The organism is Roseateles sp., assembly GCF_052436255.1.
Classification (GTDB): Bacteria; Pseudomonadota; Gammaproteobacteria; order Burkholderiales; family Burkholderiaceae_C; genus Pelomonas.
This window is the reverse complement of record NZ_JBQVNP010000016.1, coordinates 39361-55121: the sequence shown is the minus strand read 5'-3', so window position 1 is coordinate 55121 and position 15761 is coordinate 39361. Positions and strand designations below refer to the sequence as shown.

The following is a 15761-nucleotide window of genomic DNA, read 5'->3' as shown; positions in this document are numbered from 1 at the left end:
GCTTTGCTCGGCGCTGGCGTGGGTGATCTCGCCCATGATGTCGGTCATCCGTTGCACGCTCGCCACCACGCCCTGCATGGTGCTGCCGGCTTTCGTCACCAGCTCGCTGCCCTGGGCGACTTTCTCGACCGAGTCGCCGATCAGGCGCTTGATCTCCTTGGCGGCATCGGCGCTGCGGCCGGCCAGCGAGCGCACCTCGCCGGCAACGACCGCGAAGCCGCGGCCCTGCTCGCCGGCCCGCGCCGCCTCGACGGCGGCGTTGAGCGCCAGGATATTGGTCTGGAAGGCGATGCCGTCGATGACACTGATGATGTCGACGATCTTCTTGGATGAGGCATCGATGCTGCCCATGGTCGTGACGACCTTGGCCACCACCGCGCCGCCCTCGCCAGCCACTTGGGAGGCGGCCTTGGCGAGCTGATTGGCCTGCTGGGCGTTCTGCGCGTTCTGCTGCACCGCGTCCGTCAGCGTCTTCATGGCCGACAGCGTCTGTTCCAGCGACGCCGCCTGCGCTTCGGTGCGCACCGACAGGTCCATGTTGCCGCTGGCGATTTCGCTGGACGCCGCCGCAATGGATTCCGTGCCCTCGCGTACCCGGCCGACGATGCCCTTGAGGCTCTCGTTCATGTCGTGCAGGGCCTGCATCAGCTCGCCGGTCTCGTCGCGGCTGCGCACCTCGATCTCACTGGTCAGGTTGCCCGAAGCCACCTTGCGCGCCACGCTCACCGCGCCGCGCAGCGGCACGACGATGCCGCGCGTGACCAGCACGCCGGTCAGCACGCTGGCAACGATGGCCGCCACGGCCAGGCCGGCCAGCAGCAGCTTGGTCTTGCCGGCCACGCCGTTGGATTTCAGGCCGGCCTCGTCCATGGCGGCATTGCGGGTCTCAACCAGCTTGTCGAGTGCGGCCAGGTACCTGATCTGGGCGGCGCGCACCGAGAACTGGAACTTCAGCGGCGCACCTTCGGTGTCGCCCGAGGCGACGGTCTTCACGAACGAGGCTTGCGCTGGCATGAACTTGGCACGGGCCTCCTTGACGACCTTGAGCTGCTCCAGGCTGGCCTCGTCGCGCAGCAGCGGCTCCAGCTCGGCCATGGTCTTCTCGTGAGCCGCCATCAGCGCAGCGACAGTGTCCAGCTCCTTCTTGATCTGCTCCTCGCCGGTCATGATCAGCGTCGTCATCATGCTGCGCGAGGCGTCGCCCAGTTCAGCCTTGGCCTTGTTGGCCAGCGCCACGGCCTTGTAGTCGCTGCTGATCAGTTGGCTGACCTCGTGGTTCAGTGTCTGGATGCCGTAGTAGCCCAGGCCGGCCATGGCCATCAGGCAGGCGATGACGACCGCGAAACCCGCGGCGAGGCGAGCCCCGATGCGCATGTGGGACAGGAAGTTCATGGGAGCGCCTTGATCGATTGGTGAAACACCGCCTGGCTCGTCGGACCGAGCGGCCGTAACAGCCTGAAATTTCAGCAGAAATCACCGCCCCCCATGCGGTATGAGCGCGCCGCTACAAAGACTCGCCGTGATATGTGCGGCAAAACCCTCGCTTCAATCCGGCGGTTCCGGTATCCCCCTCTGGCGCCAACTGCACGTTCATGCATGCCAACGCGGTGGTTGGCCAGCCGCGTCACTTCAAGCGGAGCTTTTCAATGCAGTGGCAAGTCCTTATTTTTGAACGCTATTTTTTCTACAACTGTATATAATGCCAGTTGTCGCTAAGTGATTGATTTCATTGAAAAAACTTGTGCGCAACCTTGACCGGGTGGGGTGCGGCACTTAAAGTGGGAAGAAGTGTCGTATGGTGGTGAAAAGTGTCGGAAATCGTCTTTCAGGGGGCCTCCAACTTGGCGTTAGACGCCAAGGGTCGCCTGAGTGTGCCCAGCCGGCATCGTGAGGTGCTGCAGCTGATCTGCCAGGGGCGCCTGACCGTCACCAAGCATCCGGACGGGTGTCTGATGCTGTTTCCCCGCCCGACCTGGGAGGCGTTTCGGGACAAGGTGGCCGCATTGCCGATGTCTGCGGCCGGCTGGAAGCGTGTTTTCCTCGGTAATGCGATGGACGTCGACATCGACTCGGCATCGCGCGTACTGATCTCGCCCGAACTGCGCAAGAGCGCCGGCCTCACGAGCGACGTGATGCTGCTGGGCATGGGCAGCCACTTCGAGCTGTGGGATGCGCAGACCCATGCCGCCCATGAGGCCGAGGTGATGGCCGGGCCGCTGCCCGATGCGCTCAAGGACTTCAGCTTCTGATGGGCGCCGACGTGAACGAGAGCGCCGAGTTCCGCCACACCACCGTGCTGCTGAACGAGGCGGTCGACGGTGTGCTTTCGCGCCCGGACGGCGTCTACGTGGACGGCACCTTCGGCCGCGGCGGCCATTCGCGCGCACTGCTGGCCAGGCTGGCGCCGCAGGGCCGGCTGATCGGTATCGACCGCGACCCCGAGGCGGTTGCCGCGGCGGCCGCCATTCAAGACCCGCGCTTTTCCATCTGCCACAGCGCCTTTGCCGACATGGCCGAGCAACTGGCGGGCATGGGTGTTCATCAGGTGGATGGCGTGCTGCTGGACCTGGGCGTCTCCAGCCCGCAGATCGACAACCCGGAGCGCGGCTTCAGCTTTCGCTTCAGCGGCCCGCTGGACATGCGCATGGATACGACCCGCGGCATCAGCGCGGCGGACTTCCTCGCGCGCGCCGAGGAGCGCGACATTGCACGGGTGATCAAGGACTATGGCGAAGAACGGTTTGCTTCACAGATTGCAAAGGCGGTTGTTGCTCGCCGGGAAGCCGGCACGCCGCTCACGCGCACCGACGAGCTGCGCGAACTCGTGGCTCGCACGGTCAAGACCCGCGAGCCCGGCCAAGACCCGGCCACGCGTACCTTTCAAGCCCTTCGGATTCATGTCAATGGCGAGCTTGAGGAACTTGAGCAAGGGCTGAGGGCCGCGCTGCGCCTCCTCGGGGCCGGTGGGCGGTTGTCCGTCATCAGCTTCCATTCGCTGGAAGACCGCCGCGTCAAGCAGTTCATCGCCGAGCACAGCAAGGCCGTGTTCGACCGCCGCGCGCCCTTTGCCGAGCCGGCGCCGTTGATCCTGAACGCGCTGGGCCGCATCAAACCCAGCGACGCCGAAGTGGCCGCCAACCCGCGAGCGCGCTCGGCCGTGCTGCGCATCGCCGAGCGCACCGACGCTCCGCTCAAGACCTGATCGCCGCTGTGGCCAAGCTCAATCTGCTGCTCATCCTGGCGGTGCTGGCGACCGGCCTCGTGCTCGTGCACAACGCTTACGAGTCGCGTCGTCTGTTTGCCGAGCGCGAGCGCACCAAGGCCGAGGGCCAGCGGCTGGCGGCGGACGCCGAGCGCCTGAAGGCCGAGCGTCATGCGCAAGCCACCAACCTGCGCGTCGAGCAGGTGGCGCGCGAGCGCCTGGGCATGCGGCTGATCTCGCCGGCTGTCGTGGCGTCGGGGGTGGCGCAGTGACCAAACCGAAGTCCGGCGCACGCGCCCTGGGCTCGGGCCGGGGCGTCACCTACTCCACCAGCCCGCTGCTGGCGTCCAAGACGCCGCCGTGGCGTTCGCGCTTCCTGGTTGCCCTCGTCGGCCTGGCCTTCGCCGGCCTGCTGGGCCGCGCCGTCTATGTGCAGATCCTGCACACCGAGTTCTTCCAGAAGCAGGGCGAGGCTCGCTACGCCCACACGCTGGAACTGCCAGCCAGCCGCGGCCGCATCAACGACCGCAGCGGCCAGGTACTGGCCGCCAGCGTGGCGGTGCCGTCGATCTGGGCCATCCCGAAGGAAGTCGATGCCGACCCGGAGAAGCGCCAGGCCCTGGCCAAGGTGCTGGGCATCAAGCGCAGCGAGCTCGAAGCCAAGCTCAACCCCGAGACGCGCTTCGTCTGGCTCAAGCGCCTGGCCGATGACGAGACCGCCGCCCAGGTGAAGGCCCTTGGTCTCAAGGGCATCTTCCAGGACCGCGAGTACCGCCGCAAATATCCCGAAGGCGAGGCGGCAGCCCATGTCGTCGGCTTCACCAATGTCGAGGACCGCGGTCAGGAAGGCATCGAGCTGGCCTTCCAGAAGGAGCTGCAGGGCCGCGACGGCTCGCGCTCCGTCGTGCGTGACCGCCTGGGCCGCGTCGTCGAGGACATCGGCGACATCGTGCCGGCCGCCAATGGGCACGACATCGATCTGTCGGTCGACTCCAAGGTGCAGTTCTTCGCCTACCAGCGCATCCGCGACGCGGTGGCCGCCAACAAGGCCAAGGCCGGCTCGGTCGTCGTGCTGGACGCGCAGAGCGGCGAGGTGCTGGCCCTGGCCAACTTCCCGAGCTACGACCCTGGCAATCGCAAGCACCTGTCCGGCGAGCAGCTGCGCAACCGCGCGCTGACCGATGTCTTCGAGCCCGGCTCGACGATGAAGCCCTTCATCGCCGGCCTGGCGCTGGAGAGCGGCCGCGCCAAGCCGCAGACCCTGGTGGACACCGGCAACGGCCGCTATCCCTTTCAGGGCGCGGTCATCACCGACACCAAGCCGCACGGGACGATCACCGTGCACGAGGTCATCCAGATGTCGAGCAACATCGGCACGACCAAGCTGGCCATGCAGATGCCGGCGCGCGAGATGCACGAGATGTTCACGGCCATCGGCCTGGGCCAGCGGCCGCAGATCAGTTTCCCCGGCGCGGTCTCGGGCAAGCTGCGGCCCCACAAGACCTGGCGGCCCATCGAGCAGGCGACGATGAGCTATGGCTACGGCCTGTCGGCCTCGCTGTTCCAGCTGGCGCGGGCCTACACGGTGTTTGCGCGCGACGGCGAGATCATCCCGGTCAGCATGCTGCGCCAACCGCATGACGAGCCGGTGGCCGGCATCCGCGTCTTCAGCCCCCAGGTCGCGCGCGACGTGCGCAGCATGCTGCAGGACGCCGCCGGCCCCGCCGGCACGGCGCGGCTGGCCCAGGTGCCGGGCTACAGCGTCGGCGGCAAGAGCGGCACGGCGCGCAAGCAAGAAGGCCGGGGCTACACCAACAAGTACCGCTCCTGGTTCGTCGGCGTGGCGCCGATCAACAAACCACGCATCGTTGTCGCGGTCATGGTCGACGAGCCCACGGCCGGTGCCTATTACGGCGGCGCCGTGGCCGGCCCGGTGTTCAGCGAGGTGACCGCGCAGACGCTGCGCTTGCTCGGCGTAGCGCCCGATCTGGACGTGAGGAGCCAGATCGTCGCCAACCAGAAGGCGGTGCCCGTGGAAGAAAGCTTTTGATGCTGACTCGTTTGAAGTCCCCCGACGCAGCGGCGCGCTGGCTCGCCGAGTGGTGCACCGGCACGCTGCGCACCGACAGTCGCCAGGTCCAGCCGGGTGACGCCTTCATCGCCTGGCCTGGCTATGCACGCGATGGCCGTGAGTTCGTTGCAGCCGCACTCGCCGCTGGCGCGGCCACCTGCCTGGTCGAGGATGCCGATGTGGAGCGCTTCGGCTTTGTCGACGCCCGCGTCGCCTCGCTGCCCGGCCTGAAGGCCCGCACCGGGGAGATCGCCGCTGCCTTCTTCGGCAAGCCCACCGACACGCTGGACGTCATCGCCGTCACCGGCACCAACGGCAAGACTTCGTCGGCCTGGTGGATCGCGCAGGCGATGGCGCAGTTGGGAAAACGCTGCGGTGTCGTCGGCACGCTGGGGATCGGCGAGCCGCCCAAGCTCGAGTACAACGGCCTGACGACGCCCGACCCCGTGCTGCTGCAGGCGGCGTTTGCGCGCATGCGCGACGACGCCTTTGCCGCCTGTGCGATCGAGGCCTCGAGCATCGGCATCGTCGAGGGCCGCCTGGCCGGCAGCGCCGTGCGTGTGGCGGTGTTCACCAACTTCACGCAGGATCATCTCGACTATCACCGCACGATGGACGCCTACTGGGCGGCCAAGCGGGCACTGTTCAGCTTCCCCGGCCTGCGCGCGGCGGTCGTCAATCTCGACGATCCCAAGGGTGCGGAGCTCGCGGCCGAGCTGGCGTCGCTGGATGTCTGGACCACCGGCGTCGGCCGCAGCGATGCGCGCCTGTCGGCCCGGGACCTGCACTACACCGGCGAAGGCCTGGCCTTTGCGCTGCACGAGCAGGACGCCAAGGGGGGCGAGTCCCTGCCCGTGCAGACCAGCCTGATCGGCGACTACAACGCGGCCAACCTGCTCGGCGTCGCCGGTGCGCTGCGCGCACAGGGCGTCGCGCTGGCCAGCGTCGCCCGCGTGCTGGGCCGGGTGACGCCGGTGCCGGGCCGCATGCAGCGCGTCGGCAATGGCCGCGAGCTGCCCCAGGTCGTGGTCGACTACGCCCACACGCCGGACGCGCTCGACAAGGCGCTGTCCGCCCTGCAAGGCCTGGCCCAGGCACGCGGCGGCGAGCTGGTCTGCGTCTTTGGCTGCGGTGGCGATCGCGACCGCGGCAAGCGGCCGCAGATGGGCGCCATCGCCGCGCGCCAGGCCGCCCGCGTCCTGCTGACCAGCGACAACCCGCGCACCGAGGCGCCCACCCAGATCCTGGCCGATATCGCCGTCGCGGCGCCCGAGGCCATCGTGCTGGAAGCGCGTGAGGAAGCCATCCGCTTTGCCATCACGCAGGCCGGCTCGCGCGACATCGTGCTGATCGCCGGCAAGGGCCATGAGGACTACCAGGAAGTGAACGGCGTGCGGCGGCGCTTCTCCGATGTGGCTGAGGCGCGCGCGGCGCTGCTGGAAAGGGTGGAGCTGTGAGTGGTTTCCTGACGCTCGCCCAGGCGCAGGCGCTGCTGCCAGGATCGACCTTGGTCGGCGAGGGCGCGACGGCCTTCGCCCGCGTGCACAGTGACACCCGCACGCTGCGCACCGGCGACCTGTTCGTCGCGCTGCGCGGGGAGCGCTTCGATGCCCACGACTTCCTGCCCCAGGCCCAGGCCGCGGGGGCCGTGGCGGCCTTGGCCGAGCGCAACCTCGGCGCGCTGCCGGGCCTGCTGGTGCCCGATGCCAAGGCCGCCCTCGGCCAGCTCGCCGCCGCCTGGCGCCGCCAGCAGCAGTTGCCGGTCATTGCCGTCACCGGCAGCAACGGCAAGACGACGACGACGCAGATGATCGCCAGCATCCTGCGCGCCTGGGTGGGCGACGCGGCCCTGGCGACCGAAGGCAACTACAACAACGACATCGGCGTGCCGCTGACGCTGCTGCGCCTGCGCCATGACGACGAGGTCAGCCACCGTGCCGCCGTCGTCGAGCTGGGTATGAACCACCCTGGCGAGATCGCGCCGCTGGCGGCGATGACGCAGCCGACCGTGGCCCTGGTCAACAACGCCCAGCGCGAGCACCTGGAGTTCATGGCCACGGTCGAGGCCGTCGCCCGCGAGAACGGCGTCGTCATCGAGGCCCTGGGCCCGACCGGCTGCGCCGTCTTCCCGGCCGAGGACGCCTGCGCGCCGATCTGGCTGGAGCTGGCTGGATCGCGCCCGCACCTGAGCTTTGCCTTGCGCGGCGAGGCGGACGTCACCGGCGAGGCCATCTGGATCGGCGCGCACTGGGCGGTCGAGGTCCACACGCCGGCCGGCAGCGTGCCGGTCGCCCTGCACATGGCCGGCGAGCACACCGTGCGCAATGCGCTGGCGGCGGCCGCCTGCGCGCTTGCCGCCGGGGCACCGCTGTCCGCCATCGGCCAGGGGCTGGAAGCCTTCCGCGCCGTCAAGGGGCGCTCGGAGCTGAAGACCGACGCACGCGGCCGCACGCTGATCGACGACAGCTACAACGCCAACCCCGACAGCGTGCGCGCCGCCATCGACGTGCTGGCCGGCATGCCCGGTGCGGGCTGGCTGGTGTTGGGCGACATGGGCGAGGTCGGTAACGACGGCCCGGCCTTCCATCGCGAGGTCGGCGCCTATGCGGGCGAGCGGGGTATCGCCCACCTCTGGACGGCCGGCGCCGCCGCGCGCGACGCCGCTGCGGCCTACGGCCCGCGCGCCCGCGCCTTCGACGACACGGCCGCGCTGATTGCCGCCCTTGCAGAACAACCCGACGCGGCCCAGACCCTGGTCAAGGGCTCGCGCTTCATGAAGATGGAACAAGTGGTCGCCGCACTGCAGAAGAACAACACCCCCAACGGAGACCCGCATGCTGCTTAGCCTGGCCCAGTGGCTGCAGGGGCTCTATCCCGACCTCGGCTTTCTGCGTGTCTTCCAGTACATCACCTTCCGTGCGGTGATGGCGGCGATGACGGCGCTGTTGATCGGCCTGGCGTTCGGCCCCTGGGTCATCCGCAGCCTGACGGCGATGAAGATCGGCCAGCCGATCCGCGCCTACGGCGTGCAGCAGCACCTGGCCAAGAGTGGCACGCCGACGATGGGCGGCGTGCTGATCCTGATCGGCATCGGCGTGTCGACGCTGCTGTGGTTCGACTGGAGCAACCGCTTCGTCTGGGTCGTCATGCTGGTCACGATGGGCTTCGGTGCCATCGGCTGGGTGGACGACTGGCGCAAGGTGGTCGACAAGAACCCCGAGGGCATGCGCAGCCGCGAGAAGTTCTTCTGGCAGTCGCTGATCGGTCTGGTCGCGGCGCTCTATCTTGCGTTCAGCGTGTCGGAGACGAGCTTTCTCGGCGTCGTGCAGTTGTTCTTCCGCTGGGTGTCCAGCGGCTTCTCGACGCCGCTGCCGCCGTCGGCCGACCTGCTCATCCCGTTCTTCAAGACCATCAGCATGCCGCTGGGCGTGTGGGGCTTCGTGGCGCTGGCCTACTTCGTCATCGTCGGCACCAGCAACGCGGTGAACTTCACCGATGGCCTGGACGGGCTGGCCATCATGCCGGTCGTGCTGGTCGGCTCGGCGCTGGGCCTGTTCGCCTACCTGACCGGCTCGTCGGTGTTCTCCAAGTACCTGCTGCTGCCCTATATCCCGGGCGCCGGCGAGTTGCTGATCTTCTGCGCGGCGATGGCCGGCGCAGGCCTGGCCTTCCTGTGGTTCAACGCCCATCCGGCCCAGGTCTTCATGGGCGACGTCGGCGCGCTCGCCTTGGGCGGGGGCCTGGGAACGCTGGCCGTCATCACGCGCCAGGAGATCGTGCTCGGCATCATGGGCGGCATCTTCGTGGCCGAAGTGCTGAGCGTGATGATCCAGGTCAGCTGGTTCAAGTTCACGAAGAAGAAGTTCGGCACCGGCCGGCGCATCTTCAAGATGGCACCGCTGCACCACCACTTCGAGAAAAGCGGCTGGAACGAGACTCAGGTCGTGATCCGCTTCTGGATCATCACGATGCTGCTGTGCCTGGTGGGTCTTGCGAGCCTGAAGCTGCGGTAGACACATGAAGCTGGACCTGCCGCAATTCGCCCAACAGCGCGTGCTCGTGCTGGGCCTCGGAGACTCCGGTCTCGCGATGGCCCGCTGGTGTGCGCGCTTCGGCGCGCAGGTCACGGTGTGGGATTCGCGCGAGCAGCCGCCGCAGTTGGCCGCGCTGGGTGATGCGGCGGTCTTCAGCCGCGGTGAGTTGACGGCAGAGATCGCGGCGGGCTTCAACGCGGTGCTCAAGAGCCCCGGCCTGTCGCCACTGGACGAGCGCCTGGCAGCGGTCTATGCCCACGGCCCGGCGGTGCGGGGTGAACTGGATCTGTTCGCCGATGCGCTGGCGGCGTTGAAGGCCCAACACGGCTATGCGCCCGCCGTGCTCGCCATCACCGGCACCAACGGCAAGACGACGACGACCTGCATGACCGGGCTGCTCGTCGAGCGCGCCGGCAAGCGCATGACCATTGCCGGCAACATCGGCCCGACGCTGCTGGACACGCTGAGCGAGGCGCTGGACAAGGAGCCCGAGCCGGTGCCGGTCCAAACACCGGGCCAAGTGATTGCGGCCGAGATCGAAGACGCACCTGTCGAGGAAGTCGTGGAAACGCAGGCGGTGCTTCCCGACGAAGACACGCCCTTGCCCATCGAGCCCCCGCCCCCACGCGGCCCGGTGTTCGAGACCCTGCCCGAGGTCTGGGTGCTGGAGCTGTCCAGCTTCCAGCTCGACGGCGTGCAGGGCTTCGAACCCACCGCCGGCGCCGTGCTGAACCTGACGCAGGACCACCTCGACTGGCATGGCGACATGGCTGCCTACGGCCGGGCCAAGGCGCGCGTCTTCGGCCGCGAGTCGGTGCTGGTGGTCAACCGCGATGACGCCGATGTCGAAGCCCTGGTGCCGGCGCCGGTGTTCGTCAAAGGCAGCCGCGGCAAGCCCGGCCGCACCATGTCGCGCCGGGTCGTGCGCTTCGGCCTGAACCCGCCGCGCTCGGCCGGCGACTTCGGCCTGGTCGACGAGGGCGGCCTGACCTGGCTGGTGCGCGCCCTGGAGCTGGACCCGACGATCAAGCGCAGACGAGGCGACGAGGCAGAGCCGCTCATCATCCAGCGCCTGATGCCGGCCGACGCGCTGCGGGTGCGCGGCCGCCACAACGCCGCGAATGCGCTGGCGGCGCTCGCGCTCGCAACCACCGCCGGCTGCGAACTGGCGCCCATGCTGCACGGCCTGCGCGAGTACCGCGGCGAACCGCATCGCGTCGAAGCGGTCGGCAGCATCGACGGCGTCGAGTTCTACGACGACAGCAAGGGCACCAATGTCGGTGCCACCGTCGCTGCGATCACGGGCCTGGGCGCCGATCGCGCGCCGGCCAAGCTGGTGCTCATCCTCGGTGGCGATGGCAAGGGCCAGGACTTCGCGCCGCTGGCGCCGGGTGTCGGCCGCCATGCCCGCGCCGTGGCGCTGATCGGTCGCGACGGGCCGCAGATCGAAGCGGCACTCGCCGGCACCGGCGTGCCGCTGCAGCGCCACGAGACGCTGCAAGCCGCAACGGCCTGGTGCCTGGCGCAAGCGCAATCCGGCGACAGCGTGCTGTTGTCCCCCGCCTGCGCCAGCCTGGACATGTTCAGGAACTACGCCCACCGCGCCGAGGTCTTCGTCGCGGCCGTGCAGCAACTCGCCGATGAGCGCGGAGTGACGTTGTGAACGCGATGCTGAGCGGCGTCTCCGCCAGGCTGCAGTCCCTGTGGAAGCGCGACGGCGCCGAGGACGCCAGCGTGCCGGTGCGCGACTGGGTGTCCACCTCGGCCGGTCGCCCCACGCAGCTGCAGGGCTTCGACATCACGATGGTCTGGGTCGTGCTCGCGCTGATGGCCGTGGGCCTGCTGATGGTCTATTCGGCCTCCATCGCGCTGCCCGACAACCCGCGCTTCGCCAAATACCTGCCGACGCATTTCCTGACCCGCCACATGGTGGCCATCGGCTTTGCGCTGACGGCCGGCCTCATCACCGTGCAGATCCCGGTCGCGCTGTGGGAGCGCTATGCGCCCTGGGTCTTCGTCATCTCGCTGGTGCTGCTGGTGATCGTGCTGATCCCGGGCGTCGGCAAGGTCGTCTACGGCGCACGGCGCTGGATCCCGCTGGGCGTCATGAACTTCCAGCCCTCGGAGCTGGCCAAGTTCGGCATCGCGCTGTACGCGGCCAACTACATGATGCGCAAGATGGACGCGCGGGAGAACTTCTTCCGCGCCGTCACGCCCATGGCCATCTCGCTGGCCTTCGTCGGCCTGCTGCTGCTGGCCGAGCCCGACATGGGCGCCTTCATGGTCATCGCGACGATCGCGATGGGCATCCTGTTCCTGGGCGGCGTCAACGGCCGCATGTTCCTGCTCATCACGCTGGTGCTGGTGGGCGCCTTCGTGCTGATGATCAGCTTCAGCGAGTTCCGCCGCGAACGCATCTTTGCCTACCTCAATCCCTGGGACGAGAAGTACGCCCAGGGCAAGGCCTACCAGCTGACGCACAGCCTGATCGCCTTCGGTCGCGGCGAGTGGTTCGGCCAGGGCCTGGGGTCCAGCGTCGAGAAGCTGCACTACCTGCCCGAGGCCCACACCGACTTCCTGCTGGCCGTCATCGGCGAGGAGCTGGGCTTTGCCGGCGTGGCGATCATCATCCTGGCCTTCTTCTGGCTGACGCGCCGTTGCTTCCTGATCGGTCGCCAGGCCATCGCGCTGGACCGCGTGTTCGCGGGCTTGTACGCGCAGGGCATCGGCATCTGGATGGGCGGCCAGGCCTTCATCAACATGGGCGTCAACCTGGGCGCGCTGCCGACCAAGGGGCTGACGCTGCCGCTGATGAGCTTCGGCGGCTCGGCCATCCTGATGAACTGCGTGGCGCTGGCGGTGGTGCTGCGGATCGACTTGGAAAACAGGCAACTCATGCGAGGGGGCCGCGCGTGAGCAATACGAAAAGCGACCACAGAGGCACAGAGGCACGGAGGAAAGCCAGGAGTTCCTCGGTGTCTGCGTGCCTCTGTGGTTGCATTTACTTTGAGGTGACGGTGGCATGACCCGCCACCTCGTCGTCATGGCCGCAGGCACCGGCGGCCATGTCATCCCCGGGCTCGCCGTAGCTGAAGAAATGCAGCGCCGCGGCTGGACCGTGTCGTGGATAGGCACGCCGCACGGCATGGAGAACCGCCTCGTGCCGGCGCGCGGCATCGAACTGGACGCGCTGCCCTTCGCCGGCCTGCGTGGCAAGGGACTCAAGCACACGCTGCGCGGCATCGTCGGTTTCTTCAAGTCGCTGGGCCAGTCGCGGCGCGTCTACGAGCAGCGCCATGCGACGGCCGTGCTCGGCATGGGCGGCTATGTCTGCGTGCCGGCCGGCCTGACCGCGGCACTGACCGGGCGCCCGCTGATGCTGGTCAACGCCGACGCGGCGATGCTCAAGAGCAACGCCGCGCTCAAGCCGTTTGCGCGCCGCATCGCCTTCGGCTTCGACGGTGCGGCTGCGGCTTCGACGCGCGGCGCCATCGTCAGCGGCAATCCGGTGCGCGCCGAGATCGAGGCGCTGCCGCTGCCGTCCGAGCGCTTTGCTGACCGCATCGGTCCGCTGCGTCTGCTGGTACTGGGCGGCTCGCTGGGCGCGCGTGCGATCAACGAGGCTTTGCCTGCGGTGCTGGCGCTGTGGCCCGAGGAGCAACGCCCGCAGGTCCTGCACCAATCGGGGCAGGACCATCTCGGCGCCGTCTGGCAGGCCTACACCGATGCGGGCCTGACGGCCGAAGTGCGCCCCTTCATCGATGACATGGCCGCGGCGCTGGCCTGGGCGGATGTCGTCGTCTGCCGCGCCGGCGCCATCACCGTCAGCGAGCTTTGCGCGGCCGGCTGCGCCGCGGTGCTGGTGCCGCTGGTCGTCAGCACAACTTCGCACCAGCGCGACAACGCCGTCTTCATGGCCCAGCACGGCGCGGCCATCCATCTGCCGCAGACCGAGCTGACGCCGGCCAGTCTGCACGAGCTGCTGAGCCGTCTGGACCGCAGCGCGCTGCTGGCCATGGCCGAGAAGTCCCGCGCGCTGGCGCGGCCCCGTGCCGCCGCGCGGGTGGCCGACGAGATCGAAGGAATGCTCAAGTGAAGCACGCCGTACAGAGACTGCACTTCGTCGGCATCGGCGGCGCCGGCATGAGCGGCATCGCCGAGATCCTGCACAACCTCGGCTTCAGCGTCACAGGCTCGGACGCCGTCGAGAGCGCGACGACCGAGCGCCTGCGGGCCTTGGGCCTGCGCGTCGAGATCGGCCACGCGGCGCCCAACATCGGCGACGCGCAGGCCCTGGTGACCAGCACCGCCGTCGCCGCTGAGAACCCCGAGGTGCAGGCCGCGCGCGGCCGGCAGATCCCGGTCGTGCCTCGCGCCATCATGCTGGCCGAGTTGATGCGGCTGCGCCGCGGCATCGCCATCGCCGGCACGCACGGCAAGACGACGACGACGTCGCTGGTCACGGCCATCCTCGTCGAGGCCGGCCTGGACCCGACCTTCGTCATCGGCGGCAAACTCAATGCCGCCGGCGCCAATTCGCGCCTCGGGCAGGGCGAGTTCATCGTCGTCGAGGCCGACGAGAGCGACGCCTCCTTCCTCAAGCTCAGCCCCGTGCTGGCCGTCGTCACCAATATCGACGAGGACCACATGGACACCTACGGCCATTCGGTCGAGAAGTTGCACGAGGCCTTCGTCGAGTTCCTGCACCGCATGCCCTTCTACGGCGCGGCGGTGGTCTGCGCGGACGACCCCGGCGTGCAGGCGGTGATCGGACGCATCGAGCGCCCTGTCGTCAGCTACGGCCTGTCGGCCGGCGTCAGCGTGCGCGCGGTCGACGTACAGGCGCTGGCCGATGCGCAGATGCGCTTCACCTGTCAGCGCGAGGCTTGCGAAGACATCGAGGTGCTGCTGAACCTGGCCGGCGAGCACAACGTGCGCAACGCCCTCGCGGCCATCGCCATCGCCACCGAGCTGGGCTGCGCGGACGCCGACATCCTGAAGGCGCTGGCCAACTTCTCCGGCGTGGGTCGCCGCTTCGAGAAGCACGGTGAATGGCCGGCCGCAGATGGCGGGCGCTTCGCGTTGATCGACGACTACGGCCACCATCCGGTGGAGATGGCCGCCGTGCTCGCCGCCGCGCGCGGCGCCTACCCGGGCCGCCGCCTCGTGCTGGCCTTCCAGCCACACCGCTACACGCGCACGCGGGACTGCTTCGCCGATTTCGTGCGCGTGATGCGCGGCGCCGATGTCGTGCTGCTGACCGAGGTGTATTCGGCGGGCGAGGCGCCCATCGAGGGCGCCACCGGCGCGGCGCTCGCCGAGGCCGTCGGCACGCCGCATTTCGTGCCCGGCGTGGCCGACATGCCGGCCGCGCTGGCGGCGCTGACGCGCGCCGGCGATGTCGTCATCGGCATGGGCGCGGGCTCGATGAGTTCGCTGCCGGGGCGGGTGGCGGCGCATTTCCCTGAAGGAGCTTCGGCATGAACCCGCCGATCAACCTGAACATCGATGCGAAAAGCCTCGGCCGCGTCGCCGTGCTGCTGGGCGGCCACAGCGCCGAGCGGCCGGTGTCGCTGATGAGCGGCCATGGCGTGCTCGCGGCGCTGCAGTCCATCGGCGTGGACGCCCACGGCTTCGACCCCGCCGAGCGACCGCTGCAGGCGCTCAAGGACGAGGGCTTCACGCGCGCCTTCATCGCGCTGCATGGCCGCGGCGGCGAGGACGGCACGATCCAGGGCGCCCTCGAATGGCTGGGCATCCCCTACACGGGCTCCGGCGTGACGGCCTCCGGCGTCGCGATGGACAAGACCATGACCAAGCGGCTGTGGGCCAACGAGGCCTTGCCGACGCCGCAATACCTGGCCCTGTCCCGCACTGAGCTGACGCGTGAGCGCATCCGCACGATTCCCGACGAACTTGGTCTGCCCGTCGTCGTCAAGCCGCCGCATGAGGGCAGCAGCATCGGCATCACCAAGGCCGCCGGCTACTCGGACATGCAGGGCGCCGTCGAGCTGGCGCTCGGCTTCGATGACGAGCTGTTGTTTGAGCAATGCATCGAAGGCCCCGAGGTCACCAGTGCCGTGCTGGGCCAGGGCGCCGGCGCCGTCGCGCTGCCGGTGGTCGAGATCCGCGCCGAGGGCGGCGACTACAGCTACGAGAACAAGTACGTCTCCAATGACACGAAATACCTGTTCGGCACCTTGCCCGCAGCGCTCGAAGCCGAGATCCAGCAACTCGTGCTGCACGCCTACCGCCTGCTCGGCTGCCGCGGCTGGGGCCGCGCCGACCTGATGCTGCGCAAGGCCGACATGAAGCCCTTCCTGCTGGAGATGAACACCAGCCCGGGCATGACCTCGCACTCCCTCGTCCCCAAGGCCGCGCAGGCCGTGGGCATCGACTATCCGCACCTGTGCCTGTGGCTGCTCGCCCAGGCGCGGCTCGACCGCGCGTGATT

Annotated in this window: 13 protein-coding genes; 12 read left to right on the top strand and 1 reads right to left on the bottom strand. The window is 68.8% G+C overall.

Going from position 1 to position 15761, the window contains the following annotated elements; all coding sequences use genetic code 11:
• Nucleotides 1-1392, bottom strand: a 1392-nt coding sequence (locus tag ACT6S0_RS06395; RefSeq protein WP_444763053.1) for a methyl-accepting chemotaxis protein, incomplete at its 3' end; no start/stop codon positions are given.
• A gap of 425 nt (nucleotides 1393-1817) precedes the next feature.
• Here ACT6S0_RS06395 and mraZ point away from each other — a divergent pair.
• The 12 genes from mraZ to ACT6S0_RS06335 all read left to right on the top strand — a co-directional run bounded on the left by mraZ (nucleotide 1818) and on the right by ACT6S0_RS06335 (nucleotide 15759).
• Nucleotides 1818-2249 (top strand): division/cell wall cluster transcriptional repressor MraZ, encoded by a 432-nt coding sequence (mraZ, locus tag ACT6S0_RS06390; RefSeq protein WP_444763055.1) that lies wholly within the window; start codon nucleotides 1818-1820, stop codon nucleotides 2247-2249.
• On the top strand, nucleotides 2249-3202 hold the full coding sequence (gene rsmH / locus ACT6S0_RS06385; RefSeq protein WP_444763052.1) for a 16S rRNA (cytosine(1402)-N(4))-methyltransferase RsmH: 954 nt from the start codon (nucleotides 2249-2251) through the stop codon (nucleotides 3200-3202). The genes mraZ and rsmH overlap by 1 nt, the downstream gene beginning before the upstream one ends.
• 8 nt (nucleotides 3203-3210) lie before the next feature.
• Entirely contained in the window at nucleotides 3211-3474 is a 264-nt protein-coding gene (gene ftsL, locus ACT6S0_RS06380; RefSeq protein WP_444763051.1) for a cell division protein FtsL, read from the top strand.
• Nucleotides 3471-5252: a peptidoglycan D,D-transpeptidase FtsI family protein gene (locus ACT6S0_RS06375; RefSeq protein WP_444763050.1), complete on the top strand. Its 1782-nt coding sequence runs from the start codon at nucleotides 3471-3473 to the stop codon at nucleotides 5250-5252. Before ftsL ends, ACT6S0_RS06375 begins: the two co-directional genes overlap by 4 nt.
• Entirely contained in the window at nucleotides 5252-6730 is a 1479-nt protein-coding gene (locus ACT6S0_RS06370; protein ID WP_444763049.1) for a UDP-N-acetylmuramoyl-L-alanyl-D-glutamate--2,6-diaminopimelate ligase, read from the top strand. The genes ACT6S0_RS06375 and ACT6S0_RS06370 overlap by 1 nt, the downstream gene beginning before the upstream one ends.
• Entirely contained in the window at nucleotides 6727-8118 is a 1392-nt protein-coding gene (locus tag ACT6S0_RS06365) for a UDP-N-acetylmuramoyl-tripeptide--D-alanyl-D-alanine ligase (RefSeq protein WP_444763048.1), read from the top strand. The genes ACT6S0_RS06370 and ACT6S0_RS06365 overlap by 4 nt, the downstream gene beginning before the upstream one ends.
• Nucleotides 8108-9286: a phospho-N-acetylmuramoyl-pentapeptide-transferase gene (gene mraY / locus ACT6S0_RS06360; RefSeq protein ID WP_444763047.1), complete on the top strand. Its 1179-nt coding sequence runs from the start codon at nucleotides 8108-8110 to the stop codon at nucleotides 9284-9286. Before ACT6S0_RS06365 ends, mraY begins: the two co-directional genes overlap by 11 nt.
• A 4-nt stretch (nucleotides 9287-9290) precedes the next feature.
• Nucleotides 9291-10970: a UDP-N-acetylmuramoyl-L-alanine--D-glutamate ligase gene (gene murD, locus ACT6S0_RS06355; RefSeq protein WP_444763046.1), complete on the top strand. Its 1680-nt coding sequence runs from the start codon at nucleotides 9291-9293 to the stop codon at nucleotides 10968-10970.
• Nucleotides 10971-10975: 5 nt separating this feature from the next.
• The gene (ftsW, locus tag ACT6S0_RS06350; RefSeq protein WP_444763054.1) at nucleotides 10976-12223 is read left to right on the top strand and encodes a putative lipid II flippase FtsW; all 1248 of its coding nucleotides are present in this window, start codon (nucleotides 10976-10978) and stop codon (nucleotides 12221-12223) included.
• A 106-nt stretch (nucleotides 12224-12329) separates the two neighbouring features.
• A complete protein-coding gene (gene murG, locus ACT6S0_RS06345; protein ID WP_444763045.1) occupies nucleotides 12330-13403 on the top strand; it encodes an undecaprenyldiphospho-muramoylpentapeptide beta-N-acetylglucosaminyltransferase in 1074 nt (357 codons plus the stop codon).
• Entirely contained in the window at nucleotides 13400-14791 is a 1392-nt protein-coding gene (murC, locus tag ACT6S0_RS06340) for a UDP-N-acetylmuramate--L-alanine ligase (RefSeq protein ID WP_444763044.1), read from the top strand. Before murG ends, murC begins: the two co-directional genes overlap by 4 nt.
• Entirely contained in the window at nucleotides 14788-15759 is a 972-nt protein-coding gene (locus ACT6S0_RS06335) for a D-alanine--D-alanine ligase (protein ID WP_444763043.1), read from the top strand. The genes murC and ACT6S0_RS06335 overlap by 4 nt, the downstream gene beginning before the upstream one ends.
• The last annotated feature ends 2 nt before the right edge of the window (nucleotides 15760-15761 follow it).